The organism is Sulfurimonas sp. (genome assembly GCF_028694895.1).
GTDB lineage: Bacteria > Campylobacterota > Campylobacteria > Campylobacterales > Sulfurimonadaceae > Sulfurimonas.
In genome coordinates this window covers 14091-40585 of sequence record NZ_JAQVKA010000003.1, presented here as the reverse complement: position 1 = coordinate 40585, position 26495 = coordinate 14091, and the positions used below count along the sequence as shown (strand labels likewise).

Sequence of the window (26495 nt, the reverse complement as noted above, 5' to 3'; positions counted from 1 at the left end):
TTGACTAGTTGTTAGCGTAACGCTTCTTGAACTTGTCAATTCTTCCAGCAGTATCTACCATTCTCTCAGAACCTGTAAAGAACGGGTGACACTCATTACAGATGTCAATTCTCATCTCATCTTTTTGACCTTCAGTTATAAAACTGTTTCCGCATGAACATGTAACAGTACATGCTACTAATTTTGGGTGAATATCTTTTTTCATCTTTTTGCCTTTTGATACTCGGTAGTTTGCGAATATCTATATATTTTTTAAATCCGTATGGGGGCGGATTTTTAAGAGTGGCATTATAACTAGATTTATCTTAATTTAAATAAAGTGTTATAGTAGAATTTTACTTGCAACTGCCAAAGTCGCACTCTCTGAGCGTAAAACCATAGGGGTATCTAGTCTAAAACTCCCTAAAGATTTAAAAATCTCTCTCTCATTTGGCGAAAACCCTCCCTCACATCCAATAAGAACTGTACTTATATCACTATAATCTGCGAGGGTGTTATCACAAAAATCAAAAACTTTTGTATCTGGGTGTTTTGCTATAAACTCTTTTACACTTTTACATGTATCAAACTCTATATAGTTACTTCTGCCACTCTGTTGCATTGAAGCTTCAAGCAGTCGCTCAAACCTTTTAAAATCTAGTTTGAAATTTTTCTGGCTTCTCTCGCATGAGATAAAAGTTATCCTCTGTACTCCTATCTCACAAAGAGAAGGAAGAACCTTTTCGATAGCATTTGAGTCTATCGTGCACCAACCTATATGAAGATTTTTTGAACTTTTAACCTCTTTTATCTCTGAAGAGATTAGAGTAAGCTCGGCACTTCTTGGCTCAAGGCTCTCTAGCTTGTAAGTATGTAGGGGTCTTAGATCAACTCTAGCTCTGAAGTGTAAAATATCACCCTCTTTATGACGGCGTACTTTAATCAGATATTTATATAACTCAGCCCTTACGTGAAGTGTTTCTTTACCTGCTTCATCATCAAGTATATATATCAAATCCACATCCAAAGAGAGATGCTAAGCACAACTACTATCTCTGTAAGAAGGATTTTAAGCGCCTCCGCTCTATATTTTAAAAACGTCTTTTCATCTTTTACACTTACTCTCTTTAGCCTTTTAGAGCGCTTTGCTTCAAGATATATAAAGATTGTAGCAAAGAGTATCATCGCAATGTTCTCAATAGTAAAATCTAAATGTTTAGAAGCCATCATAATAACGCCAGTAAAGATTACCATACCAATTACAGTTCCAACAATGGGTGCAAAAAGGGAGTTGGCTCTTGTGTATTTTGCGCTGCTTTTTATACCAAAGAGCATTAAAATATTTATAAAAATCACAGCCAAAACCGCCATAACACCCCAGTTATGTGTTACAATACTCATATCATACATTTCATTCATGCCGAAATGTTACAATAAAAATGCAAAAAGAAGAAATATGGCTACCTCAATAGAAGAAGCACTACAACTTATCTACAAACACACTGTACCAAAATCACTAAAAATCATACCTATTGAGAATGCTCTTGGATATGTTCTAGCACAAGATGTGATAGCTCTGCACAATCTTCCTTCATATGATAATTCAGCTATGGATGGATATGCTATAAAAGCTGATGATGCGCAGATGAGCCTAAAAGTAAAGCATACAATTTTTGCAGGTGATAACTCGATTGAAGAGTTAGAGAGCGGGTTTGCCATCAAAATAATGACTGGTGCAAAAATCCCTAAAGGAAGTGATAGTGTTGTAGCTTTTGAGAGAGTACAGAGTCTTGATAACACTATAACTATGATGGATAAAGTTAAAAAAGGGAGCAATATTCGCTTATGCGCTGAGGATATAAAAAGTGGCTCTACTCTACTTCACAAAGGGGAGAAGATATTTGCGCACCATGTAACACTTCTAGCATCTCAAGGTATTAGCCATATAAAAGTATATAAAAAGCCAAAAGTGGCTATTTTTGCATCTGGAAATGAGCTAAAGATGCACTTTGAGAGTGTTGAAGCACATCAGCTCTACAATACAAACAGCCCTACATTTTTTGCAAGAGCTGAGGAGCTTGGATGCGATGTTGACTTTATAGGAACAGCGGTGGACACTCTTGAAGACATACATGAACATATAAAAAGTGCTCTTGATAGCGATCTTATAATCACTTCAGGCGGTGTAAGCGTAGGAGAAGCTGATTTTACAAAAGAGGCTTTTGGCGCTTTTGGGTATGAGATTTATTTTGATAAAATAGATATAAAACCGGGGAAACCTACAACATTTGGTAGGATAAAAGATACGCTTGTTTTAAATCTTCCTGGAAACCCACTTGCAGCTGCACTAAACTTTGAAATCTTTGCGCAAAGTATCATTTTAGCGCTTAGCGGGGATGAGGCAAAATATATCTGTGCAATTGAGACTAAGATAGCAGATGATTATGCTATAAAAAGTGGCAAAAGAGCTGTGATGCCTGGATTTTTTGATGGCTCTTCATTCAAACTATATGCAAGTTATTCACCTGGTATGATAATGCCATTAGCTCTATCAAACGCGTTTATCATTGTTGATGAAAAGTGTGAGATGCTAAAAAAAGGTAGCAGTGTTAAGATAATATCTACAAGATTTAGTTTTAACTCAAAAGAGCAAAAAGAGCTTTTAAACAGTTGTGGGGTTTAAAAACCTCTCACCTCTTTTTATCTTATCCCAAAAGTCACTATCTACCCAGTCATCTTTTATAGCGTCACTAAATATAATCTCATCTAAGTTTATAATACCCATATTTTTTGAGTAAGCGTCCTCTTCAAATGCCTGTGCATAGCCTGTGTCTGTCTCATGTACTATCACGCTGTGTAGCTTTACCTCTTTTTCTCCATTTACTGAAGTTGTAAGTGATAAAAGCTTATCCATTAGCACAAAAAAGAGTCTTGAGAACTGTTCTGCTGATGGTGAGAGAGGTATAAGCACCCATCTTGCTGAGTGTTTTTGCATTGAAGATATGTACTCTTTGTCATCTTCATCCCAAATGGTGATAGCGTGATCAAAGCTATCAATGATTGCTTTCATATTTTGCTTCATAAGCCCAAAGTCATAAACCATCTGTCCATTGTCTAAGAAGTTTGATTCAAAGAGAAGCTCTATTTTATATGAGTGTCCATGAATTGAACTTCTGCATCTAAGCGTGGAGCACCCTCTAACCACATGCGCATTTTCAAATTTAAAAAGTTTTCTTATTATCACTACACACCTCTATTTTGATCCCATATTCGTATATGGAGCCTATCGCTAAAATTGTACCCTTTTGCTTTACAAAACTCTACTAAAGGCTCTGTATTTGCCTCTACTTCCTCTTTTGTGCCACCAAGAGGCATACAATAAACACTACTCTTTGATGCATATGAAGTTATCTCAAAGATTTCATCTTCTAATGCTGCATTAATTGAATCTGCATCAATTGAAAATTTAAAAAAAGCCTCTTTTGCATTTAGTGCAATAGTACTGATAACCTCACCTTTTACTCTTTTTGCAAACGCTTCATTTGAGTTTGAGAGTTTTACTGAGAGTGCAAATATACACTTTTTGTAAACTTCATATCGCTCAAAATCAACACTCAAAGTACCATTTGTCTCAAAAGTTATTTTGTGACCCATCTCATCGAGTTTCTCTAAAAACTCTACAAAAAGAGCCTCATTTGCATATATAAGTGGTTCTCCACCAGTAAAGACAACATCAACAGCAAATGGCAAATCATATAAGTTTAGTATGTTTAAAAGCTCATTTGCAGATGTTATTGGAATCCAGTTTTGTAAAAAGTGCTCTTTGTTTACCGCATAGATAGTATCACATCCTATGATTTTTTCTCCATTTGGTGCAGTCTCTTCGCAACCAAAACCTTCACATCTCATATTGCAACCGCCAAAGCGAAAGAAGAGTGAAGGAGTTCCAACATAACGCCCCTCACCTTGTATGCTATAGAAATGCTCTACTAGATATACCATCACCCACCCGTTTCATAAAACGCTCTGCTAGAGATTTCGCCATCATCTGCACCCCAACGGTTTTTCTCAGGTTTATTTTTGACAACTTCTCTTAAAACCTCAGAAGCAGCAACTATATCCCCAGCTTTGATTGATTTTGCGATACTTAGTGCCTCATCAAAATACAAACATGGTATAAGATTTCCCTCAGCAGTTAAGCGAATACGATTACATTGCTTACAAAAATCATCTCCATAAGGCTCGATTATCCCAAATCTATATCCATCACTCATTTTATAATACCGCGATGGAGAAGCACCATCATAACCCTCATCAACAAACTCATAATGCTCTCTTAGCATAGATAGGAGTTCATCTGATTTGAGTCCGCTTATATCTTTTGAGGCATATTGATTTTCCATATACTCTATAAAGCGTATAGTCATTCCACGCTCTTTTGCGTACTCTAATACATCCACTATCTCATTAGCGTTCATATTTTTCATAGGGACCATGTTTACTTTTACTTTTAACCCAACAGCGAGTGCTTCATTTACGCCTTCTAAAACATTTTTTAAAACATCTTTTCCAGCGATTGCAAGGGCTACTTCTGGCTTTAGTGTATCTATACTTACGTTTAAGCGTTTAAGCCCTGCATCACGGAGCTTTTGGGCAGTAGATTTAAGTAAAAAAGCATTTGTAGTCATCGCCAAATCTATATGCGGGGCATAATCGTATATCATCTTTATAAACTTATCTAAATCTTCTCGTAGAAGTGGTTCTCCACCTGTAATACGTATCTTTTTTATACCCTCATCAATCGCTACTTTGACAAATAAAAAAAGTTCTTCAAAAGTAAGTAGGTTCTCTTTTGGAACCCATGAAAATGGTTTTTCAGGCATACAGTATTGACATCTAAAGTTGCAGCGCTCTGTTACAGAGATGCGCAGATAGTCAACAACACGCTCATAGCTATCTATTAGCATAATAATTCCTAAACTGTTTTATATGTTTGTATTATATCTTTTGGAGGTAAAAAGTAAATTAAATGTTTTGAGGTTTTGTATGAAGAGGCTTTTGCGCCATAAAAGAGGCGCAAAAAGTTTTAACTATTTTGTAGCGAATTTATAATCTAACATTGCCCAGAATTTTGTAGTGTCTAAGTTTGCAGCGCCAGCAGTTCCTAAAGTTGCAGTTTCTGAATCTGCATTGTAATCAGCAACTTTTATAAGACCAGTTAGGTTGTTAACACCTGGAATAGCTCTTGAGTAAGTTACGTCAAGCTCAGTACCATAATCAGTGCTTCCAACTTCAGATGTATAATCATGATATGTTGCTCTTAGCATACCGAAATCTTTTGATTTATATCCAAGACAGATACTTAAATCCTCTAAACCCTCTTGTGGAGTAGCTAAGAACATATCAGCGAAACCGTTATGAGCGTGTAGTGTAGCGAGTGGTGTTGCAAATGCTGTCTTTCCATCAGTTCCATTTGAACCACTTAATACTTCATACTGAGCTCCAACTAAGAAACCACTTACATCAGCATTAAGTTGGAAGTTCATGTAATCTGCATCAACATCACTAGTTGAGTTACTAAATCCTGAATTTTCCATAGTTGCATCTGTTTGATTTGCATACTCAGCACGGTAACCTACTTTAACACCATCAGCAGCTTTAATATCTCCTGTTAATGCTATACCGTAAGTATCACTTCCCATTCCTCCAGCTGTTCCTGTACCAATCATATAGTCATAAACAGTTACTTTTAACTCATCCATAACCTTATATGAAGCGTTTAAAAGTAGAGTTCTTGTCTCCCAATCTCTAGCAAATGGCCCAGTATCATTATCAAATACTCTATTTATTTGATTAACATAAGATGCAAATAGATTTAAGTTCTCAATTGAGTTATCTGTTAGCGTGTATGCATCAAATGTTTGTGGCATTTGTCTCCAGCCAACTGCACCAACAAATCTTTCATTATCAAGATTGATCATTTGACGACCAGCTCTGAATTTTGTTTTGCCATATTTAACATCAAGATATGCTTGTGTTAAACGAGTTTGCTTAGGATCAGCAACAATAGCATGAGTTGTTTCTCCATTAGAAGTACTGTTATAGTTGTCGTTTAATGCACGAACATCAGTCATCTCAGCGTACGCACTTAACCAGTCAGTTCCTAATAAATCAGCACTGATTCCAACACTTAAACGGTTAGTAAATGCGTTTGCATTGTTTTTAGTGTCTTGGTCAACCATCTCATAACGAGCTCTGATTTCACCTTTTGCTTTAATATTAGTTAAGATATCTGTTCCCTCTGCTTGTGCAGTAACTGCACCAACACCCATAATCATAACTGCCGCCATAGACATTTTTATCATTTTTCTCATTGTACTCTCCTAGTTTTTTTTGCTAACTTTTATGTGAAATATCACTCTAAGTTATACGATTTATTCGAACAATGAACATTCTACAGCCAGAAATTTTAAAGTAAGTTTAAATTATATGCATTTTGGATGATTTGTTAACTTTTTGTTATTTATTCTACTAACTGTTCTTTTTTGACACACTATAAACAAATAAAATACTTTTTGAATCTGTTATAATTGCCATATGAGATTTAGAAACATTAAAAACAGACAAAAAAAAGAAGACATTAAAGAGCGTCCAAGATATATCTATGCGACTTATAGTAGTAGAGTAAAAGCTTTTATAACAGATATGTTTATGATTTACGCGCCTATACTTTATATAATCACTTATGTTGTTATGAATGGAAAAGAGGAGTTTCAATCATCGCAATTAGCGCCATTTGCAGGAGTTATACTTTATGGCCTTATATATGCGCTGCTTTTGAGTAAATTTGGCCAGACACCAGGAAAAAAAGCATATGAGATTAAAGTTCTTGATGATAGAAGTGGTGAAAATATTGGATTTTTTAGAGCAATTTTGAGATTTTTTCTATTTTTAGTAACAGCTTCAACTATTTTAGGACTTTTTATACCTTTTTATAGAAGAGACAAAAAAGCTCTGCATGATATTATCTGTAAAACGATTGTTGTTCAAAAGAAGAAAATTTAATTGAATTGAAGGTTTTGTCTCTTCAGAAAAACTCTGAAGAGATATAGAGAGCTAAAATAACGTTTAGTGTAGATCTTTCCACACTTGCTTTTTCCATAGAAGAGCAAAGATTGCAAAAATCACAGAATAAATCATCACTGTTTTACCAATTGAATCTCTTTCGTGTCTTTTTGTATCACCAGCATCTGCTAGGTGCTCTATTACTTTCTCAGCAGCATCTGCAGTAACACCAACTCTTGGCATTGCAGTACCTTCTAAGTGTGCTTGTGGGTTTTCTATAAATGTGCTTATAAAATGCTCACCACGAGAACGGATATACATACTTAAATCAGGTGGTAATTTACCCATATACTTTGTTAAATGCTCTTGGTACTCTAACACTTGAATATCAAATGCTAAAGAGTCTTTTTCAAACTTAAATGCAGGTTTTTCACCGATTTGAGTCCAATTTTCATACTTCATTGCATGACATCTACCACAAGCATTTTCGTACGCCATCTTTGGAGTAACTTCGCTTGGCTTTGGAGCAATTGATTGTAAATATGAAACTATATCAGCAACCTCTTGATCTATATCTCCACCAGCACCATAGAATGCCGTCATTGGGTGCATTTCACCCTTTGCCGCATCAAATTTATGCTCAACTTTTAGAGCATGCGCAGGGTTTACTACCAAGTTAGCCAAAAATTTTGCATCATATATTGCGCCTGCTTCACTTAAGTCTGGTGGATTTACACCATAACTAGCAGCAGCAGATACCGCATCCATCATAGCTGGCATACCCTCTTTTTCAATAGAGTGACAGCCTGTACATGCAGCAGCGCCAGTAACTAACTCTTTACCATTTGCAACATTACCTGTTTTTGAAACTGGCATTAAGTCTGGATAAGTAAAATTAACACTCTCTACATGCTTATGCATTACAGAGTGTGCATATGGCTCAACTAACCAATAAGTTAGGAGAGTAAAAGCAACAACAATAACCAGAATCAAAGGTTCTTTATTTTTCATCCTATTCTCCTTATACTTTTTTTTCATATTTAGTTATAAATGGTAGTGCAATCCATAAAACAATGAATGCAACAGCCGCAACTAAACCGATAGTACTAAATGCACCCTCTGGAGGTAATTTACCCATTGCTGTTAGAACTATCATATCGATAAGTAATAACCAGAACCAAACACTAAATAGCCCACGGCGACTTGCAGGAACAGCATTTGGACTTCTATCTAACCATGGTAAAAGTACAAAAATAACTTGTGCAAAACCAAACGCTATTAGACCTATGTTAATAGAGAATGGACGAAGAATCTCATAAGACCATAAGAAATACCACTCAGGGTAGATGTGTGCTGGAGTTTTAAGTCCATCAGCAGGGTCAAAGTTTACAGCGTCAAGTGCGAAACCATACTGAAAAAATACAAGATAGAAAAAGAAGATTAAGTAAACTCCAACAACCATCAAATCTTTAGCCATAAAGTCATTTGCAAAACGAATAACTTTTGAACCAGCTTTATCACCAGCTAAATATTTTTTAGCTTCAGCATTAAAGTCAATCTCTTCACCATCTTGGTTATTAACGTGTGGAATTCTAAGAGCTGCAAAGTGAAGCCCGATAAGTCCTATAATAACTAATGGTAAAAGAAGTACGTGAAGCATAAAGAAACGGCCTAAGAAAGCTTGAGCAGGAACGTAATCCCCTCTAATCCACTCAACTAAACCATCTAAATGTAATCCACCAAGACTAAAGATATTTGTAATAACCATACCTGCCCAGTAGCTCATTTGTCCCCATGGAAGCATATAACCACTAAACGCTTCAGCAGAAAATGTAACAAAAAGGAGCATACCAGAAATCCAGATCATCTCACGCCCTTTTTTATAAGAGCCATAATAGATACCTGTGAACATGTGGATATAGATAACTAAGAAAACAACTGAAGCAGCAACTCCATGAACATGTCTCCATAACCAACCAAAATCAACATCTCTCATAATCGTATAGTTTACGCTATAAAATGCATCTTTAACATCTGGTTGATAATACATCAACAAGAAAATTCCTGAAACTAAAAGTAGTGCGAATGTGATTGCAAGAACCATACCCATCGCCCACAAGAAGTTAATGTTTTTTGGAATCCAATACTCAGATGCCATAACTTTTTCAACTTTTTCAATTGCTAAACGTTGGTTTAACCAATCTTTAACACTTGTTGCTTTTGTAAAATGTGCCATAATTTATCCCCCCTTTAAAGCGTTATGCCGCTATCTTTCATAGCTTTATACTCTGGACCAGCTTCACCTAAAACAAGTGTTGTACCCTCAATCTTAAATGGAGGAATATCAAACGCGCGTGGTGGTGGAACTTTTGTTACTTCACCAGCCCAGTTAAACTTACCACCATGACATGCACAAAGAAATCCTTCTTCCGCAGGGATATATGCTGGAATACAGCCTAGATGCGTACATAAACCAATAGCAAGCATAAAGTGAGAATCACCAACAACAACGTCTCTTGCTTTTTGGCTCTCTGTCTGCTTTGCTACCATCGCAGCTGTTTTTTTCAAAACGAAAATTGGTTTACCCCTCAACTTTTCTGTTACTAACTCCCCCTCTGGATATATTGTCATATCCAAAGTAGTAAAACCAGCGGCTTTTACGCTTGGAAGCGGATCCCAAGTTTTCTTCATTGCGATCAATGAACCAACTGCCCCCACACCTGCAACGGCGCCAAATGCTTTACCCATAAACCCTCTACGGCTACTGTTATGCATGTTTGCTCTCTTTCTTGTAAAATTAAAGGCCGATTATATACTAAAATACTTTTAATTAATTATAAATTTAAGCTTTCTTTTATAAATTGTACAATTTTCTCTGTAGTATGTTGCGTTTTGAAATAGTTTATGTTATTTATCGAGCTTATGATTTCAATAAGGTCTTCTTTTTTATAATTTTTTACAACTGGTATATTTAAGCTCTCAAAAAAGTCTAAAAAATCTCTTGTATAATCTTCTCTTTGGACATATATAGGCTTTGCTCCTGAGGCTAGGCTCTCTAAGATGGCTTGTGGAGATGAAGAGATAAGAATTTTTGAATTTTGAATCATCTCATCATACTCTTCAAATTCATAACAACTTTTAAACCTTTTTCTAAGCATCTCTTCATAATCTAAAAAGTAGTAAAAACCAAGTTGAAAAGCTGGGTTTAAATCTTCTATAAATGAGAGATTTTTCTCTAAATCTTTCTCATAATCATCGTCCCCAAAGAAGTAACTAAGCTCTACTGTTTTGTCTTTTTTTTCAAAATATTTCTCATCAATGACTACTGCATTGCATATTCCATCACCACTCAAGTATGGAGAAATCAGAAATTCTTTGTCCATCTTTACATCATCTTTGTTATCACTTATACGTATAAAGGTAGAGAAAAAGTTTCGCATATCTTCAAGCATAATAGGGTTTGCTTCTGCTGAGTCAAAGATTAGTTTATCACCATGATTTGCTATATGTGGAATGTTTCTTACAACATCGATACCAACGGCTTTATCCACCCCAAAGTGTCTTGCTTCATTTGCAATCCTAAAGTCAGAACAAAGAAGCGTAATATCAACATCTCCCAAAGCTCTGATAATAGTACAAGCTCGTCTAAATCTATCAAGCCCTATACGGTGTCCTGTGTGTACGTAGTAGTATATTTTCATAAGTTTTCTCTATTTTTTCGGGCATTTTAGCATATTTTTAAGGCGCACATTCTGAAGCACTTACTTGTTTATTTTTGTAAGCCTTGTTGTTGGCTATTCCTATATTATCACTTCCAGAGGGCGATAACAAAACAATCCCCTTTAGAAGCCTACCTTCTAATTGAATATCAAATTCATAATTTTCTCTCCAATTTTTTGGAGTTACTATGTTAAAAGCTTTGTAAAAGAGCTTTGCTGCATTGTTTTTACTAAATGCACTTGTAAAAAATATTGTTATTATTTAAAAAGGTTAATATATTTTCTAAATTATTCAACTCTAACGAACAAGCATTTGATAAAATCTTAAAATTTAGATGCCTAAGATTATCTAGCTATCAAACTTTTTTGTTTTTAATATCTATTTTTATATAGATATGCAAAATCTCTATGGCAGCTGGGGTTATTCCACTGATTTGTGAAGCTGCTTGAAGAGTTGGCGGGTTAAATGTTTCTAGTTTTTCTACTATTTCTCTGCTTAAACCGCTTATCTTGTTAAATGCAAAATTTTGGGGAATCTCAATCTTTAGATACTTTTTCATCTTTTGTATCTCTTCACTTTGCTTTTGAACATAGCGAGCGTATTTTCCCTCTACTAAAATCTCATCTAGTATATATGATTCATATTTTTCAAATTCTGGAACAAGTTTTAGCATCTTTGGCACATCAAAACTTTTTCTAGCCACTATCTGCTCGGCAGAGATAGTATCTCTTACTGGTTCTTCGCCGATAGAGTCTAAAAATGCTATGAACTCCTTGTTTGGCGTAAACATAGTCTCTCGTAAAACCTTAGCACCCTCTTGAATCTGTGCTTCTTTAGCTTTAACTCTCTCATAAACTTCATCGCTTATAAGACCTAGTTCATGGCCATAATGGCTAAGTCTTGTATCTGCTGATTCCTCGCGCAAAAGAAGTCTATACTCTGCGCGAGAGGTAAACATTCTATATGGCTCTTTTGTCCCTTTTGTAACCAAATCATCAATCAAAACGCCGATATAAGCCTCATCTCTTCGCAGCACAAGAGGTTCTTTACCTTTGAGACTAAGAGAAGCATTTATTCCAGCCATCAGTCCTTGAGCAGCGGCCTCTTCATAGCCAGTTGTGCCATTAATCTGTCCTGCTAGATAGAGTCCTTTTATCTTTTTTGTCTCAAGTGAGTGTTTTAGCTCTCTTGGATCTACAAAATCGTACTCTATAGCGTATCCATAACGAACAATCTTTGCATTTTCTAGCCCTTTTACAGAGTTAAGCATCAGCTGTTGAACGTCTGGTGGAAGGGATGTGCTCATACCGTTTATATAGCACTCTGTGTTTTCAAAAGTTTGAGGCTCTATAAAGAGGTGATGTCTCTCTTTATCTTTAAAACGATTTATCTTATCCTCTATACTTGGGCAGTAACGTGGCCCACGACCCTCGATTTGACCCGTAAACATTGGTGCTCTGTAGAAGTTGCTCTCTATAATGTCATGAGTGTTTTGGTTTGTATAAGTGATGTAGCAAGGAATCTGCTTTTTATCTCTTCTAAACTCTTCACGGTTAGTTCTAAAACTAAATGGGTTTGGAAGTTCATCACCGCCTTGCTCTTCCATCACAGAAAAGTCTATCGTAGAGGCATCAACTCTTGCGCATGTTCCAGTTTTTAATCTTCCCATCTCTAGTCCGCACGCTTTAAGTGAAGCACTTAAATTTTCGCTACTTTGCTCACCAAAACGCCCGCCTACTTGCTTTATCTCGCCAACATGTATAAGACCTCGTAAAAATGTACCACTTGTTACTATCACTCTCTTGGCACTATACTCGTTTAAAAGATTTGTTTTAACGCCTTTGACTTCATCATCTTCAATGATAAGCGATTCTGCCATCTCTTGAACTAACTCTAAATTTGGAGTATTTAAAATCTTGTTTCTAGCGATTACTCGGTATCTATCCATATCTATCTGCGCGCGACTTCCACGAACTGCTGGACCTTTTGTCTGATTTAGTATGCGAAACTGTATACCTGCTTCATCGGTTATTAAAGCCATCTCTCCGCCTAGAGCATCTATCTCACGGACTAAATGTCCTTTTGCTAGACCTCCAATTGCGGGATTACAACTTGTTGCTCCAACATTTTCTGCGAGCATAGAAATAAGGAGAGTTTTCTCTCCCATTCTAGCACATGCTAATGCTGCTTCAACTCCTGCATGACCACCACCGATAATAATTACATCATATTTCATACACTACTCCATCTATCTTAAAGCGAATTTTATCATTTTTGAGTATTATTTGGACAATATATTTTAAATACGGTTTAACAAATGATAAAAAAAGCACACGACGCATACAATAAAAAAGATTTTAAGAGCGCATTTGAACTCTATACAGAGCTTGCAAAAAGCGGAAATGCGGACGCTATGGCATCTCTTGGTTACATGTACCAAAATGCTCAAGGTTGTGAGAGTGATGAAGCAAAAACATTAGAACTTTATGAAAGAGCAGCTGAGCTTAAACAACCTTATGCTCTTTATAATTTAGGAGTTTTATATATGAATGGTCTTGGCGGGGTAGTGCATGATCAATTTAAGGCTCATGAACTCTTTGTAGAAGCAGCAACTAGAGAAGTTGTTCCAGCGATGTATGAATCAGCACTCATGTTAGAGCGTGGACTTGGATGTTTACAAAATTACTCAGAAGCTGCTTTTTGGTATGAAGAGGGAGCAAAAAGAGGACATTTAGAGTCTTTTAATAACCTTGGTGTTTTATACAAAGAGGGGCATGGTGTTGTTGTAGATGAAGCAAAGTGCTTTATCTGTTTTAAAAGAGCTGCTGATGGCGGACTTGCGGAAGGACTTTATAATCTTGGGCTACTTTATGATCAAGGTTTTGGATGTGCGCAAGACCACGATTTTGCACTAGACTTATGCCGTAAAGCCGCTTACAAAGGGCATGCTAAAGCTCAAGAGATTATAAGAGGCCTTCAAGAAGAGGGTAAAATTGTATTTTAGGAGAACACTTGTTCACAGGATTGATTAGAGAGATAGCACATGTTAAAAGTTTGCGTGGCTCTAAACTGAGCATTAGAGCCAAACATAAAGCTTCTATTGGTGATTCTATCGCGGTAAACGGTGCTTGTTTAACAGTTATAGAACTCTCAAATGATGGCTTTAGCGTTGAACTCTCACCTGAGAGCCAGAGAGTCTTGGCAATGGAAAACTACCAAGATGAAGTTCACATCGAACCTGCCATGATGATGGGTGATAGATTTGAGGGGCATATCGTTCAAGGCCATGTTGATGCAGTTGGCGAGATAAAAGAGATAAAAAATAGCGGTAACTCTTACGATGTTTTTATAAAAATTGATAAAAAGTTCATTGCATTTATAATCCCAAAAGGCTCAATTACAGTTGATGGCATAAGTCTTACTGTAAATGAGGTTTTTGATGATAGTTTTCGTCTTACTATCATTCCACACACAATGAAAGAGACTCTTTTTAAAAACTACAAAAAGGGCTCAAAAGTAAATATAGAGACAGATATGTTTGCTCGTTATGTTGCACACATCATCTCTCACAAACAAAACTCTCTCTCATGGGGCGAAGTTGACGCCATATCAGCCATATACCATTGAAATACAAAGTACTCAAAGACAACTTTGGGCATAACAGTTTTAGAGAGCTTCAAGAAGAGGGAGTTGATGCCGTCTTAAGTGGTCGCGATTTGCTTATGATTTTGCCAACTGGTGGTGGAAAATCACTTGTTTATCAGCTCCCTACACTTCTTATGGATGGCATAAGCATAGTTATCTCTCCACTTATCGCACTTATGCAAGATCAGGTCTCTTCACTTAGAGCGCAAGGGATGAGTGCACAGATGATAAGCTCCGCGCAAAGCAGAGATGAAGTGGATGAGATAATCCAGCAAGCACAAAATGGCGAGTTAAAGTTTTTATACCTATCTCCCGAGCGACTAAACAATCAAGCTACAACCGCGATGCTAAGAGGCTTAAATATAAATTTTTTTGTAGTCGATGAAGCGCACTGTATCTCTCAATGGGGACATGAGTTTAGAGATGATTATAGAGCGCTTGGAAACTTAAGAGCTAACTTTCCATCTACTCCTATCTGCGCGTTTACTGCAACTTCAACCCAGCATGTAACTGAGGATATACTGCGAGAGTTGCGGCTTCATGACCCGCTTGTGCTAAAGGGAAAAATATTTCGCAAAAACATCTTTATCTCGCTTGAGCGTAGAGTTGCAAATGGACATGAACAGCTTAAAATCTTTTTGACAAGACATAAAGGTGAGAGCGGAATCATCTATGTAAGTTCAAGGAAAAAAGCCGAAGAGTTAAGTATTTTCCTTAACAAAACTGGCTACAAATCTCTACCGTATCATGCAGGTTTGCCTCAACATGTAAGAGAGCAAAACTTCAAAATTTTTGTAAATGACAAGATAGACATCATGGTCGCTACCATCGCTTTTGGAATGGGAATCGATAAGAGCGATATCCGTTTTGTAGCGCATATGTCACTTCCAAAATCGCTTGAGAACTACTACCAAGAGATAGGACGAGCTGGAAGAGATGGCGATGATGCCGAGGTTCTGATGCTCTTTAATGCAGCAGATTTAGCGCAACATAAGAGATTTTTGGATGATATTCAAAACAGCGAGTACAAAGAGCATCTCAGCCAAAAGATAGAGACTATCTACAAATACGCAACGAGTGAGATATGCTTTCACAAGCAGATAGCAGAGTACTTTGAGAACACTTTAGATGAGTGTGTGAGCAGATGCGACAACTGCGCAAACTCTAAAGAGATAAGAGAAAACATCACAAAAGAGGCACAAATGCTTCTAAGTGCTATCTACAAAACAGAACAGAAGTTTGGGAAAAACTATATCATCGATATTTTAAGAGGTTCAAAAGAGCAAAAACTCTTAGCAAATGGTGCTGATACGCTCTCTGTTTATGGGATTGGTGAGGGAAGAGAGAAAAAGGTCTGGTTTGTTATACTCGAGAGGCTTTTAGAGCTAAAGATAGTCTATTTGGGTGAGTTTAGTGTTCTCAAACTTACTCAAGAAGCAGCAGATATATTAAGAGGCAAAAAAGAGCTCTTTATAAGGGCTTCAAGACTGCATATAAGCGATAAAGCAAAGAAAATAAAGCTTGAAGATGAAGAAGAATTTGATGCAGAGTTGTTTGAGAAGCTAAAAGAAAAGCGAACACTAATAGCAAGTGAACTAAAAGTTCCAGCCTATATAGTTTTCTCAGATAAAGTGCTTAAAAATCTCTCAGTTGCAAAACCACATGATAAAGAGAGCATGCTAAGAGTTAACGGCGTTGCCGAGAAGAAGTTCCAACTCTTTGGAGAGCAGTTTTTAGAATTATTCAATAACTGACAAATAACTAAAATTTATACTTCAATTACCTCATATTATAAAAATAGTGGCAATTTCTGACATTATTTTCACTATTTAGAGACAATTCTTAAAAAAATAAGATAGAATTAAAAATTAAAAATTCAGGAGTGAGTAAATTAATGAAAAAGTCTAGTATTAAAACCAAATTGTTGCTATTAACAATGCTCCCAGTCATAGCAATTTTGTTACTATCGATAGTAATAATAGAGCAAAAAGTTGATGAAGAGAGCACTCTTGAGATAACAAAGAGTCGTGTATTAGAGACTGAGTCTTTAGCAAAGGCCGTTCACTACTTGCAAATAGAAAGAGGCCTTAGTGTAGGTTTTGCAGCCTCAAGAGATAAAAGCGACGCTAGTGCTATTTCTAAGGCCAGAGGAGATGTAGATAGTGCAATCTCTGAAGCTAAAACTGTTTATACAAAAACAAAAGGTAATAGCTCTGCTTTAGACTCTTTTAGTGAATTAGTTAAACAAAGAGGCTCTATTGACTCTTTAAGTATAGGTGCGCCTGAGGTTGGAGCATATTTTACATCTATAATCACAGCCCTAATAGATGCGACAACAAATGCTCCATCACTTATAGAAGATAAAGAGATTAGAAATACCATCCAAGCATATACACATATGGCTTCAGCAAAAGAGTCTCTAGGACAGATAAGAGCTAATTTAAATATAGCTTTTAGTAAAGATTTTTTTGTAGAGAAAGATTATTTTGCCTTTTTGGGTCGTATTAATACTTATGCTGTAAATATTCATAAGTTTAATACTCTAACATCATCTGAGCTAAAAAAATTTTACAAAGCCACTTTTAGTGGTGATGTAGTAGATAAAACTATGTCAATGATAGATATAGCAAAAGTCAAAGGTATGGGTGGAAATTTTGGCGTAGACTCATCTGTTTGGTTTAGTGCAGTAACTACTTCAATTAACCTACTTAGAGATGTTGAACTTGAATTATATAGAACAACTCATGATTCTATTGATAAAAAGCTATCTGATGCAACTTCTGCAATTATAAATATTATCCTCCTTGTAGTAGTGGGTATAATTGTATTTACTGCATTTATACTCTACCTCACAAAAACAACTATTTCAAACCCTTTAGAAACCTTTGAAAAGACACTTTTAAACATAAGTAATACTAAAAATCTAACCCTAAAAGCAGATGAAAATGCTCCAAAAGAGTTAGCAGAGATGGCAAGAGGTTTTAACGATTTAATGGATTCTCTAAAAGAGTTAATAGAGACTTCAAAACAAAGTGCAAGCGAAAATGCTTCTATCTCACATGAGCTCTCAACTACAGCTATGGGCGTTGGAGAGAGTGTTGAGAAATCTGTATTCATCATAGATGAGGCAACTAAAAAAGCACAAAGTATTCAAGATGAAATAAATCAAGCAATTAATGATGCACAAGAGAGTAAAAAAGAGATACTAATGGCAAATGAAAACCTTGATATGGCTAGGAAAGAGATTGTTTCTCTTAGCCTAAAAGTTCAAGATAGTGCAGAGCTAGAAGTAGAGCTCTCTAACAGAATGCGAACTCTCTCAAGTGAAGCAAATGAAGTTAAAAATGTTCTTGAAATCATCTCAGATATTGCCGATCAGACAAATCTGCTTGCTCTAAATGCAGCTATTGAAGCAGCCCGCGCAGGAGAGCACGGACGTGGATTTGCAGTTGTTGCTGATGAAGTACGTAAACTAGCAGAAAGAACGCAAAGAAGTCTTACTGAGATAAATGCAACTATAAATGTTATCGTTCAGTCAATTGTTGATGTAAGCGAGCAGATGAGCTCAAACTCAGAAGAAGTTCAAGCTCTAGCGCAGAGTGCTTCTGCAGTTGAGGATAAGATAAATGACAGTGTTGCTATAGTCGCAAATGCTGTAAAAGCAAGTGATAAAACAGTAGGTGACTTTGAGACAACTGGTAAAAATGTTGAGCATATCGTCTCTCAAGTTACTCAGATAAATGAGATATCTGCAAGAAATGCAAGAAATGTTGAAGAGATTGCAGCAGCAGCTGAGCATCTAAACTCTATGACTAATGAACTCCATACTAAACTAGAGACTTTTAGAACTTAAGCCTAAAGAGCACAATCCCTAAGTGAAGTCACTTGCGGATTGCACTTCATCTTATGTTCTACATCTACTGCGTCAAAAATATCTATGTGCGATGGAGATGCTACAGTTGCATCTCTAAAGCCCTCTCCAGAATTTAAAAAAACTTTAAAACCACTCTCAAAAAGAGCCACTCTAATAGGCAGCGCTATTGAGTATGTACTAAGGATACCATCATCTTTTATGATATTTTTTATATCCATAAAGTACTCTTTTGTCCATAACATTGGATTTGTTGTTGGCGAGAAAGCATCTTGAAAAACTACATCAAATGTTTGCAAATTAAACTTTTTTATATATTCTCTCGCATCGCCTAAAAATAGCTCTATATATAGGGTTTCATCCTCATAAATTCCATTTTGTGATAGCTCTTTTATTATCCCTTGAAGTGGCTCAAACTCTTGAGGATAACTAAAATTTACAAGGGATTTAACTAAAGAGCTATCAAGCTCAGGTGAATATATACGTAGTTTTGAAGTTAATTTGTTTTGTCTATGATGCCAAATAGCGGCGAGTGTGTTAAATCCTAAACCAAAACAGATATCCAAGATAACTATCTCTTTTAAATCCTCTTTTAGTTTAAAAGCTGGGATAACGTGCTTAATAAGAGATTCATAAAGCGCACCATCTTTTGTAGAGTGATAATGCTCCTCATACTCCTTAGAGTAGGCAGTATAACTCCCATCAGAGCTTTGAACCATCAAATGAAGAGCGTCGTTAAACATTTGCATCTCATAATCCATTTCCCCACATATGCATCTTTTTGGCTATAAAGAGGTCGTATCCTTCAACTACTTCTATCATGTTTGGTGTTCTAAACTCAAACTCTTCTAGTTGCTTCATGACCTCATCTATATCCAAGATACCTTTTTTTTCCATGATGATTATATTTGCGGTGTTTGCAAGGGTGAGGTATGATAATTTTAAAATCATATTTTTATTTTGATGAAGATGGAATATATCTTTTAGTAGTACTGCATCGTGGTCTCTTGGAAGCGCTCTAAATGGAGTTTTAAAGTCATTTATAAACTGCGCCTTTGCGGTTATGCCCTCAAGGCTTTGCTCATTCTCTGCATAAAGAGCCAAGTTAAACTCTCCGCCAACACTTTGCATCATATCGCTAAAGAGTTTAGTTATCTCGTCTGTTTTTGTTGTAACTTCAAGATAATGATTCCCTGGAAGAGGTTTAAAAATATCTCTAAAGAGCTCTAAATCTAGCATTTTTAGTACGCTAACTCATTTAGCTCTTTAAAGAGATAAGCTTCAACTATATCATCAACACTACGCTGTGTATGTGCTACTAAAACCATCATATTTTGCTCCATAAATGGCCAAACATACTCGTTATCATTTTTTACAACTGCAACTTCACTTAGATTAAGAAAGCTATCTTTATCAACGTTATGAGCAACCTCTTTTACTTTGCCCTCTTCTACAAAGAGTTGAGTCCACACCACAACATCATTTATTGCAACTATTTTGGACTCTTCTATATCATCGCTATCCATCGGGATTAAAATATACATTTTTTACCCTATCATGGATTCATCAAGAGTTAGCGCGTCATTATCCATAACACCGATATGTCTCTCTAGTACTTTTGAAGCTATCTCTTTTGCATCCTCTAGTGAGTGCATCTTATAAGTTCCACACTGATAAATATTTAACTCTGGAATATCTTTTTGCTCTTTTACGCCCAAAACATCCTTCATTGAAGCGCTCCATGCATCTGCAACCCTCTTCTCATCTGGAGTGCCAATGAGGCTCATATAAAAGCCTGTACGGCATCCCATAGGTGAGATATCGATTATCTCAACATCTTTAGAGTTTAAATGGTCTCTCATAAAACCAGCAAAAAGGTGCTCTAATGTGTGGATTCCTTCTTGAGATAAAACTTCCTTGTTTGGCTGAACAAATCTCAAATCAAATACTGTAATATCATCACCGCTTGGTGTCTTCATTCCTTTAGCACGACGAACTGCTGGGGCTGGCATAATTGTATGGTCAACTTTAAAACTATCTAATAGTGGCATATAAATCTCCTTGTATTTTTGGCTTATTGTAGCGTTTTTATAAAAACGATATCTCATAAAATGGTTAAATTACTACACTACATATGATAAAATAGCCCAAATAAAGATTTGTAAAATATATCTCTTAGGAATTTATGTGCCAAATAGCTACAAACTTGATAAAGTTCTCTTCATAGGCGCTTCCACTGGAGGACCAAGCCAGATAGAGAGCATTATAAAGGCACTTCCAAAACTTGAGCGTACAGCAATTATTATCGCTCAACACATGGCTCCTGATTTTGTTGTAAGTTTTGCAAAAAGGCTAGATGAGCATAGTAATAACTCCATACAAATAGTAAAGGAGTCTCTTAAAATAGAAGCAGGTGAGATATATGTTTCTCAAGGATTCTCTACCATACACGCCACAAACATGGGTTTAGAGTTTCATCTTGCATGCTCAAATGGATATAAATATAACCCTGATATAAACACACTCTTTAGCTCTTTTGCACCTTTTGTAAAGAGTTATAAAACATTAGTAGTTATCCTAACGGGAATCGGCGATGATGGAGTTAGCGGAGGAAAAGAGCTCTCTTTGATGGGGGCAAGAGCCATTACTCAAAGCCAAGAGAGCGCCATTGTAGATGGTATGCCGCTTCGAGCAAGAGCATTAATAGAGTCAATTGAAGTCTATGATACTAATGGTATAAAAAATAAAATTATGGAGTTTTGTAACTAATGTTTTTTAATTTTTTTAAAAAAAGTTCTTCTACCGAGGTCGAACAGACAAAACCACTCACTCAAAATTATGATGATGTTTTAAAGATTGCCAATTTTTTTAAAGGTGAAACAGGCGTTACGTTTGACAAACAGACATCTATCTTAAAAAACAAAGTAACAACATTTTGCAAACATAGAGAGATTTGCTCATTTGGCGAGCTACTAAAATCTTTAAAGCAAGATAGCGTCTTAAAGCAGGCATTAATCGACGCTCTCACAACAAATGAGACATTTTTTTATAGAGAGTTCAAGCAGATAGCACAGCTTGTTGATATTGTTAAAAAGGGTGGCCAAAAAGTAGAAATCTTGTGCGCTCCATCTGCAACTGGAGAGGAGCCTTACAGTATAGCTATAGCCCTTTTAGAAGCTGGCGTGAGAGCTGAAAGTTTTAAAATATTTGGCATTGATATAAACCAAGATGCGATAAGCAGAGCAAAAGATGGAGTTTACAAAGAGAGAAACGTAAGAAATCTCTCAAAAGAGCAACTTAGCAAATATTTTAAAGAGGAAAATGCTCTATTTATTCTAAATGATAGCGTTAAGTCGAGAGTCGAATTTAGAGTGCAAAATATTTTTGAGCCTTCATTTAAGAACATCGGAAGTTTTGATTATATCTTTTGTAGAAACATGCTTATTTACTTTGATAAAGAGACAAAACTAAAGGCAAAAGAGATTTTACAAAGCCTTAGAAAAAACAAAAATCAAGAGATATTTTTTGGGCATGCAGATTTGTTTTAACTTACCTTGATTATGACTTTTTATAATTTGTCCTAAGTCAAAATTTGATACAATCACAAAAAAGAAAAAGGGTACTTAAATGAAGTTAAAGTTGAAGTCTAAATTACTTTTTCTTTCAATCCTTCCTACTCTTTTTATAGCTATTCTCTCGTTTATGCTTCTCTCAGACATTATCAAAGATAGACAAAACTTAAATCTTACAAAACAATATATCCTTGAAGCTGAAGCAATTTCAAAAGTGATTCACTATATGCAAATAGAGCGCGGTATTACCGCAGGAATGATTGCACATAACAAAACAGATGAGAGAGACATAAATCTTCAAGATATAAAAACATTTACTGATAAAGCAGTTTTAGACGCATACAATATCCTATCTAAGTGTGACTTGTGCGATAGCGCTGAGATACTAAATACTCTACAAGAGATTAAAAACAGAGACAACTCCAAGCTTCTTACACTTTTAATACATGATGCAAAACAGTACTACACGAAAAAAACAGAATCACTTTTGCTCTTTATTAAAAAAATTCCTTCTATGATGAATGACAAAGAGAACAGAAACCATCTCCAAGCTCAAAGCTACCTCTCTTCTGCAAAAGAAGCGCTAGGACAAATAAGAGCAACTTTGATGGAGGTTTATTCAAATAAAAAATTATCTGAGAACTCTTTAATGTCGTTAGTAAAATTTTTAGAAATTTACAATCTTGAGTGTGCAAATTTTAAAGCAATCGCTACTGATGATTTGATTGCTATATATGAAAATCACTTTAAGGGAGAAGCTGTTGAGAAAACTATGAGTATTATAAACTCGATACTAGAGCATAGACATAATACAGACCTCTCTTTAGTAGAGTCATCGTATTGGTTTGAACAATCGACAATATCCATAAACGCATTAAGAGCTGTAGAGCATGATCTTTTTGCGCGTGTACTCAGCCTTATAGATAACAAGAAGAATCTCATTTTTTATAAGATTCTTCTTGTTTCGCTGTTTTTACTCTTTACTATCATTACCCTTGTATTTATAAGCGTACTTATTGTTAGAAAAATTCTCTCTTCAACTGACTCTTTAGAGAAAAACTATGATGATTCAATCTCACTTTTAGAGCAGTACAGAGCAACAGTTGATAGAAGTTTTATAGTCTCTAAAACAGATGCAAAAGGAATTATCACTTATGTAAATGATGAGTTTTGTAAAATCAGTGGTTTTTCAAGAGATGAGCTAGTTGGAAAGTATCACAACATATTAAGACACCCTGAGATGCAAAAAAAGATTTTTAAAGAGATGTGGCATACTTTAAGAGATTTAAAAAAACCGTGGCAAGGTGAAATACTAAATCTTAAAAAAGATGGCTCATCTTATTGGATAAAAGCTATCATAAATCCTATTCTTGATAAAGACTCAGAGGTTGTAGAGTACATTGCAATCCGCACTGATATTACAGAGATAAAAAATGCTCTTATTATCGATGCCCTGACTGGTTACAATAACCGAGTCAAACTCTCAAACGATATAAAAGAACTCAAAAACATCTCTTTATCGGTATTTAACCTTGATGATTTTAGACAGCTTAATGACTTCTATGGACACGAGTTTGGAAATCTAGTCATCATCGAAATGGCAAATAAAATCTATAATTTCATCTCAAAAGATAAAAAACTAAAGTTCTTCAGGCTTCAAGGCGATGAGTTTGTGGTAGTTGGAATTCAGTATGATAGAGAGCTCTTCATTAAAAAGACAAAAGAGATTCTTCTTTTAGTAAAAGAGAGATTTACTATGCAAAATGAGGAGATTCTTCTCTCGTGTAGCTGTGGTATCTCTTTTGAAGATGACGATCATATACTTTTAGGTGCAAATATGGCGCTAAAAACTGCCAAGAAAAGTGGCATCGACCTTTTAGTCTATAATGACTCCCTCTCACTAAATGAGCAGTATAAAAACAACATGATAGTTACAAAAAAAATAGCAGACGCACTAAATAACAACAACATCATCACTTACTATCAACCTATAGTCAACAACACAGACTTAGCATATGAAAAGTATGAGTGTTTAGTTAGGATGAGAGATGGTGATGAGATTTTACCTCCTGCGTTTTTCTTAGATATTGCAAAGCAATCAAAGCAATATTTTGGCATTACAAAAGCCGTGGTTCTGCAGGCTTTTGAGATGTTTAAAGATAAAGAGACAGAAGTTTCTATAAACTTATCAATCAATGATATGTTAGATGAAGAAGTCTCTAATTACATCCTTATGATGCTTGATAAATATAAAATTGGTAATAGAGTGATTTTTGAGATTGTCGAGTCTGAGTATATAAATAACTTTGAAGGGGTATTAAAGTTTATAAAGAGTGTAAAGAGGTTTAACTGTAAAATAGCAATTGATGACTTTGGAACTGGTTATAGCAACTTTGGATATCTTATAAAATTAAGACCTGAGTACTTAAAGATAGATGGCTCACTCATCAAAAACATAGATAAAGATAGAAATGCTCGCCTTATAGTCTCAACTATCGTTGATTTTTCGCATAAACTAGGAATGAAGATTGTTGCCGAGTTTGTTGAGAGCGAAGAGATTTTTAAAATAGTTAAAGAGTTAGGAGTAGACTCCTCACAAGGATATTTCTTCTCAAAGCCAAAAGAGAGTTTGTAAAACCTCAAACCCTCTTAAGTAACTTTTTAAGGATGTAGAGCTTATCTTTTAGGCTTTTTTTCTCCTCATTTTTAAGAGCAAGCTTTAACTCTTTTTTTGTTTTTGCTATCTTCTTTAGAAGCTTCTCTTTTAATCTTTCTCGTTTTTTTTCACCATTTGCACTAAAGAATAGCTCTTCTATCCCTTTAAATAGTTTATCTATTTTCATATCTCTGCTCCTAATGTTCTTAAATCTTTATCTTTTATCCACAATATTGTAGCTGCTCGTAAGAGCTTTTGCGTTACTTCATAAGCAAAAGAGTTGTCATTTATAAGCGAAGTTGCCATCTTTGAGTCTATCTTATTTTCTCGTATTAGTGTATCTATACGACTGTTTTTTATGTTATCAAGAGACTTTACGCTCTCTTTTAAAAGCTCTATTGAAGAGAGCGTGTCCATCTCATCTTCGTGCTCTTTAACCCTGTTTATCGTATCAATAGTCTTTGCGATATAGATTCTTATGTTGTTATACTCATCTTTTATATAGTTGTTTTTTGATTTTGAATAGTAGTAGATATTTCTTTGTAAATCACGCATATTTTTTATGGCTTCAACTATCTCCCTTGAAGCAAGTTTTAAATCGTACACATGGTTTTGATCATCTTGAGACATATTTTCTTGAGATAGTGTTGCATAGTGAATTATATCACCATAGAGAGATTTTATCTTCTTGGCATAAAACTCATCTACATCTGTATTCATATTTACTTGCGAGTTTTTTACAACATTTGGTATATCTTTACTTTTTAAAAACTCATGTCTATGCAGGGAGATAGCGTGAGCTATCGCCTCAGTTGCACTTTCATACAGGCGAATAGTCTCTTTTTTTGTAGCCTCTATTGCAGCATCTGGAATATTTATAACAACCTCATCCAAGTAAAGAGGTTTTAGTGCATAAATATTTGCCTCTATAAAAAGTGTTTTTAGATATTTAACTAAAACTGATGTAAAAGGAGTAACTATAAGCAGTCCTATAACATTGAAAATAGTATGAAAAAGTGCCAATTTCATAGCATAATCATCATCTGCGATACCTATTTTTGAGGCTACAAAGGTTGTAAAATCACTGAGCTGATAGAGAAAAACGATAGCAACAAAGGCTGCTGAGATGTTGAAAATAAAGTGTGCAACCGCTAACCTCTTACCATTTGAGTTTGAAGAGAGCGCGCTTAGAATTGCTGTTACAGTAGTTCCTATATTTGCACCAATGGTTAGCTCAAGAGCATTTATATAAACTATCTGATTTGTTGCAAGAGCCGTAATAATAAGTGCCATAGTTGCACCACTCGAGCGTAAGATAGCCGTAATTACAACACCTATAAATATATAAATTAATGCGCCAAAGTATCCCTCAACTGCAAATTTTGACATATCAAATGTCTCTTGCAAGAGTTCAAAACCATCTTTAGTGTATCCAATTCCTAAAAAAACAAATCCAAGTCCTAGTAGTACCTTGCCTACACCTTGATAACTCTTTGAGTCTGAAAATTTTAGAGCAACTCCAAAAATTATCATAGGCATTGCAAAAGAAGCTATATCTATCTTTACGCCAAGAGTAGCTACTATCCACGCTGTAGTAGTTGAGGCCACGTTTGAGCCAAGCATAACTCCGACAGCTCCAGTTAGGGTTATGAGCTCTGCACTTAAAAAAGAGATGATAATGATAGATACAAGTGATGAACTCTGCATCAGTGTAGTTGCTATAAAACCAGTTCCCATTGCCTTTAAAAGCGTATCTGTGCTTACATGCAAGATTTTCTCAAGAACTCCTCCACTAAAGAGTCTAAACCCATCTTCCATAAAAGACATGCCTATTATAAATATGGCAATACCCGCTATTATCAACTTATAATCATGGCTATAAACAAGAATAAGAACTAATGAAACTAGAAAAAAATAGTAATAATACTTCTTTAGCACTTCTCGCCTTTACTTGTGTTGTTCGCGCTTATTATAACACTTATCATGC

27 protein-coding genes are annotated in these 26495 nt (G+C 35.6%); 9 read left to right on the top strand and 18 right to left on the bottom strand.

The genetic code is table 11. The annotated features are described in order from the left end of the window. Positions 1-4: 4 nt before the first annotated feature. The 3 genes from rpmE to PHI38_RS01080 all read right to left on the bottom strand — a co-directional run bounded on the left by rpmE (position 5) and on the right by PHI38_RS01080 (position 1398). Positions 5-205: a 50S ribosomal protein L31 gene (gene rpmE / locus PHI38_RS01090; protein ID WP_299851580.1), complete on the bottom strand. Its 201-nt coding sequence runs from the start codon at positions 203-205 to the stop codon at positions 5-7. Between the two features lie 117 nt (positions 206-322). Next, positions 323-1000, bottom strand: coding sequence for a 16S rRNA (uracil(1498)-N(3))-methyltransferase (locus PHI38_RS01085; protein ID WP_299851576.1), 678 nt, complete (start codon positions 998-1000; stop codon positions 323-325). Then, positions 991-1398 (bottom strand): hypothetical protein, encoded by a 408-nt coding sequence (locus PHI38_RS01080; RefSeq protein ID WP_299851573.1) that lies wholly within the window; start codon positions 1396-1398, stop codon positions 991-993. The genes PHI38_RS01085 and PHI38_RS01080 overlap by 10 nt, the downstream gene beginning before the upstream one ends. Positions 1399-1435: 37 nt before the next feature. Between PHI38_RS01080 and glp the strand changes: the two genes are divergently transcribed. After that, positions 1436-2662, top strand: a complete 1227-nt coding sequence (gene glp / locus PHI38_RS01075) for a gephyrin-like molybdotransferase Glp (protein WP_299851571.1) — start codon at positions 1436-1438, stop codon at positions 2660-2662. Here the strand turns inward: glp and PHI38_RS01070 are convergent. The 4 genes from PHI38_RS01070 to PHI38_RS01055 all read right to left on the bottom strand — a co-directional run bounded on the left by PHI38_RS01070 (position 2642) and on the right by PHI38_RS01055 (position 6353). Beyond that, entirely contained in the window at positions 2642-3223 is a 582-nt protein-coding gene (locus tag PHI38_RS01070; protein ID WP_299851568.1) for a 6-carboxytetrahydropterin synthase, read from the bottom strand. The genes glp and PHI38_RS01070 overlap by 21 nt on opposite strands. Continuing rightward, positions 3223-3981 carry a 7-carboxy-7-deazaguanine synthase QueE gene (locus tag PHI38_RS01065; RefSeq protein ID WP_299851565.1) on the bottom strand — a complete coding sequence of 253 codons (759 nt, stop codon included), beginning with the start codon at positions 3979-3981 and terminating at the stop codon, positions 3223-3225. The genes PHI38_RS01070 and PHI38_RS01065 overlap by 1 nt, the downstream gene beginning before the upstream one ends. Further along, positions 3981-4946 carry a GTP 3',8-cyclase MoaA gene (moaA, locus tag PHI38_RS01060; RefSeq protein ID WP_299851562.1) on the bottom strand — a complete coding sequence of 322 codons (966 nt, stop codon included), beginning with the start codon at positions 4944-4946 and terminating at the stop codon, positions 3981-3983. Before moaA ends, PHI38_RS01065 begins: the two co-directional genes overlap by 1 nt. 123 nt (positions 4947-5069) lie before the next feature. After that, positions 5070-6353 carry an alginate export family protein gene (locus PHI38_RS01055; protein WP_299851560.1) on the bottom strand — a complete coding sequence of 428 codons (1284 nt, stop codon included), beginning with the start codon at positions 6351-6353 and terminating at the stop codon, positions 5070-5072. Positions 6354-6576: 223 nt separating this feature from the next. Between PHI38_RS01055 and PHI38_RS01050 the strand changes: the two genes are divergently transcribed. After that, the gene (locus PHI38_RS01050) at positions 6577-7044 is read left to right on the top strand and encodes an RDD family protein (protein ID WP_299851559.1); all 468 of its coding nucleotides are present in this window, start codon (positions 6577-6579) and stop codon (positions 7042-7044) included. 63 nt (positions 7045-7107) lie between these two features. Here PHI38_RS01050 and PHI38_RS01045 read toward each other — a convergent pair whose 3' ends face one another. From PHI38_RS01045 to mnmG, 5 genes are all read right to left on the bottom strand, one after another. Further along, on the bottom strand, positions 7108-8055 hold the full coding sequence (locus PHI38_RS01045; protein WP_299851557.1) for a c-type cytochrome: 948 nt from the start codon (positions 8053-8055) through the stop codon (positions 7108-7110). Between the two features lie 10 nt (positions 8056-8065). Beyond that, a complete protein-coding gene (locus PHI38_RS01040; RefSeq protein WP_299851554.1) occupies positions 8066-9280 on the bottom strand; it encodes a cytochrome bc complex cytochrome b subunit in 1215 nt (404 codons plus the stop codon). Positions 9281-9294: 14 nt separating this feature from the next. Then, positions 9295-9819, bottom strand: a complete 525-nt coding sequence (gene petA, locus PHI38_RS01035; protein WP_299851551.1) for a ubiquinol-cytochrome c reductase iron-sulfur subunit — start codon at positions 9817-9819, stop codon at positions 9295-9297. A gap of 59 nt (positions 9820-9878) precedes the next feature. Next, the gene (locus tag PHI38_RS01030) at positions 9879-10745 is read right to left on the bottom strand and encodes a hypothetical protein (RefSeq protein WP_299851548.1); all 867 of its coding nucleotides are present in this window, start codon (positions 10743-10745) and stop codon (positions 9879-9881) included. Between the two features lie 374 nt (positions 10746-11119). Further along, on the bottom strand, positions 11120-13000 hold the full coding sequence (gene mnmG / locus PHI38_RS01025; protein WP_299851545.1) for a tRNA uridine-5-carboxymethylaminomethyl(34) synthesis enzyme MnmG: 1881 nt from the start codon (positions 12998-13000) through the stop codon (positions 11120-11122). A gap of 81 nt (positions 13001-13081) precedes the next feature. Here mnmG and PHI38_RS01020 point away from each other — a divergent pair, with 81 nt between their 5' ends. From PHI38_RS01020 to PHI38_RS01005, 4 genes are all read left to right on the top strand, one after another. Continuing rightward, positions 13082-13768 carry a tetratricopeptide repeat protein gene (locus PHI38_RS01020; RefSeq protein ID WP_299851542.1) on the top strand — a complete coding sequence of 229 codons (687 nt, stop codon included), beginning with the start codon at positions 13082-13084 and terminating at the stop codon, positions 13766-13768. An 8-nt stretch (positions 13769-13776) separates the two neighbouring features. Then, positions 13777-14391, top strand: coding sequence for a riboflavin synthase (gene ribE, locus PHI38_RS01015; protein WP_299851540.1), 615 nt, complete (start codon positions 13777-13779; stop codon positions 14389-14391). Beyond that, positions 14388-16163 (top strand): DNA helicase RecQ, encoded by a 1776-nt coding sequence (recQ, locus tag PHI38_RS01010; protein WP_299851537.1) that lies wholly within the window; start codon positions 14388-14390, stop codon positions 16161-16163. Before ribE ends, recQ begins: the two co-directional genes overlap by 4 nt. Before the next feature lie 140 nt (positions 16164-16303). Next, positions 16304-18262, top strand: coding sequence for a methyl-accepting chemotaxis protein (locus PHI38_RS01005; protein WP_299851534.1), 1959 nt, complete (start codon positions 16304-16306; stop codon positions 18260-18262). Between the two features lie 2 nt (positions 18263-18264). Here the strand turns inward: PHI38_RS01005 and PHI38_RS01000 are convergent, their stop codons facing one another. The 4 genes from PHI38_RS01000 to luxS are packed head-to-tail and all read right to left on the bottom strand — an operon-like array spanning position 18265 to position 20331. Further along, the gene (locus PHI38_RS01000; RefSeq protein ID WP_299851531.1) at positions 18265-19029 is read right to left on the bottom strand and encodes an MnmC family methyltransferase; all 765 of its coding nucleotides are present in this window, start codon (positions 19027-19029) and stop codon (positions 18265-18267) included. Position 19030: 1 nt separating this feature from the next. After that, positions 19031-19519 carry a hypothetical protein gene (locus PHI38_RS00995; protein WP_299851528.1) on the bottom strand — a complete coding sequence of 163 codons (489 nt, stop codon included), beginning with the start codon at positions 19517-19519 and terminating at the stop codon, positions 19031-19033. 2 nt (positions 19520-19521) lie between these two features. Then, a complete protein-coding gene (locus PHI38_RS00990; protein WP_299851525.1) occupies positions 19522-19824 on the bottom strand; it encodes a hypothetical protein in 303 nt (100 codons plus the stop codon). A gap of 3 nt (positions 19825-19827) precedes the next feature. After that, entirely contained in the window at positions 19828-20331 is a 504-nt protein-coding gene (gene luxS / locus PHI38_RS00985) for an S-ribosylhomocysteine lyase (RefSeq protein ID WP_299851522.1), read from the bottom strand. A 136-nt stretch (positions 20332-20467) separates the two neighbouring features. On the opposite strand from luxS, the gene PHI38_RS00980 reads away from it, so the two are divergent. From PHI38_RS00980 to PHI38_RS00970, 3 genes are all read left to right on the top strand, one after another. Continuing rightward, entirely contained in the window at positions 20468-21049 is a 582-nt protein-coding gene (locus tag PHI38_RS00980) for a chemotaxis protein CheB (RefSeq protein ID WP_299851519.1), read from the top strand. Beyond that, complete coding sequence (locus PHI38_RS00975; protein WP_299851516.1) at positions 21049-21828, top strand: CheR family methyltransferase; 780 nt, start codon at positions 21049-21051, stop codon at positions 21826-21828. Before PHI38_RS00980 ends, PHI38_RS00975 begins: the two co-directional genes overlap by 1 nt. Before the next feature lie 79 nt (positions 21829-21907). Beyond that, positions 21908-24487, top strand: coding sequence for an EAL domain-containing protein (locus PHI38_RS00970; protein ID WP_299851513.1), 2580 nt, complete (start codon positions 21908-21910; stop codon positions 24485-24487). A gap of 4 nt (positions 24488-24491) precedes the next feature. On the opposite strand, the gene PHI38_RS00965 is transcribed toward PHI38_RS00970, so the two are convergent. Then, positions 24492-24695 carry a hypothetical protein gene (locus PHI38_RS00965; RefSeq protein ID WP_299851510.1) on the bottom strand — a complete coding sequence of 68 codons (204 nt, stop codon included), beginning with the start codon at positions 24693-24695 and terminating at the stop codon, positions 24492-24494. Further along, the gene (locus PHI38_RS00960; RefSeq protein ID WP_299851507.1) at positions 24692-26446 is read right to left on the bottom strand and encodes a Na/Pi symporter; all 1755 of its coding nucleotides are present in this window, start codon (positions 26444-26446) and stop codon (positions 24692-24694) included. The genes PHI38_RS00965 and PHI38_RS00960 overlap by 4 nt, the downstream gene beginning before the upstream one ends. Positions 26447-26495 lie beyond the last annotated feature (49 nt).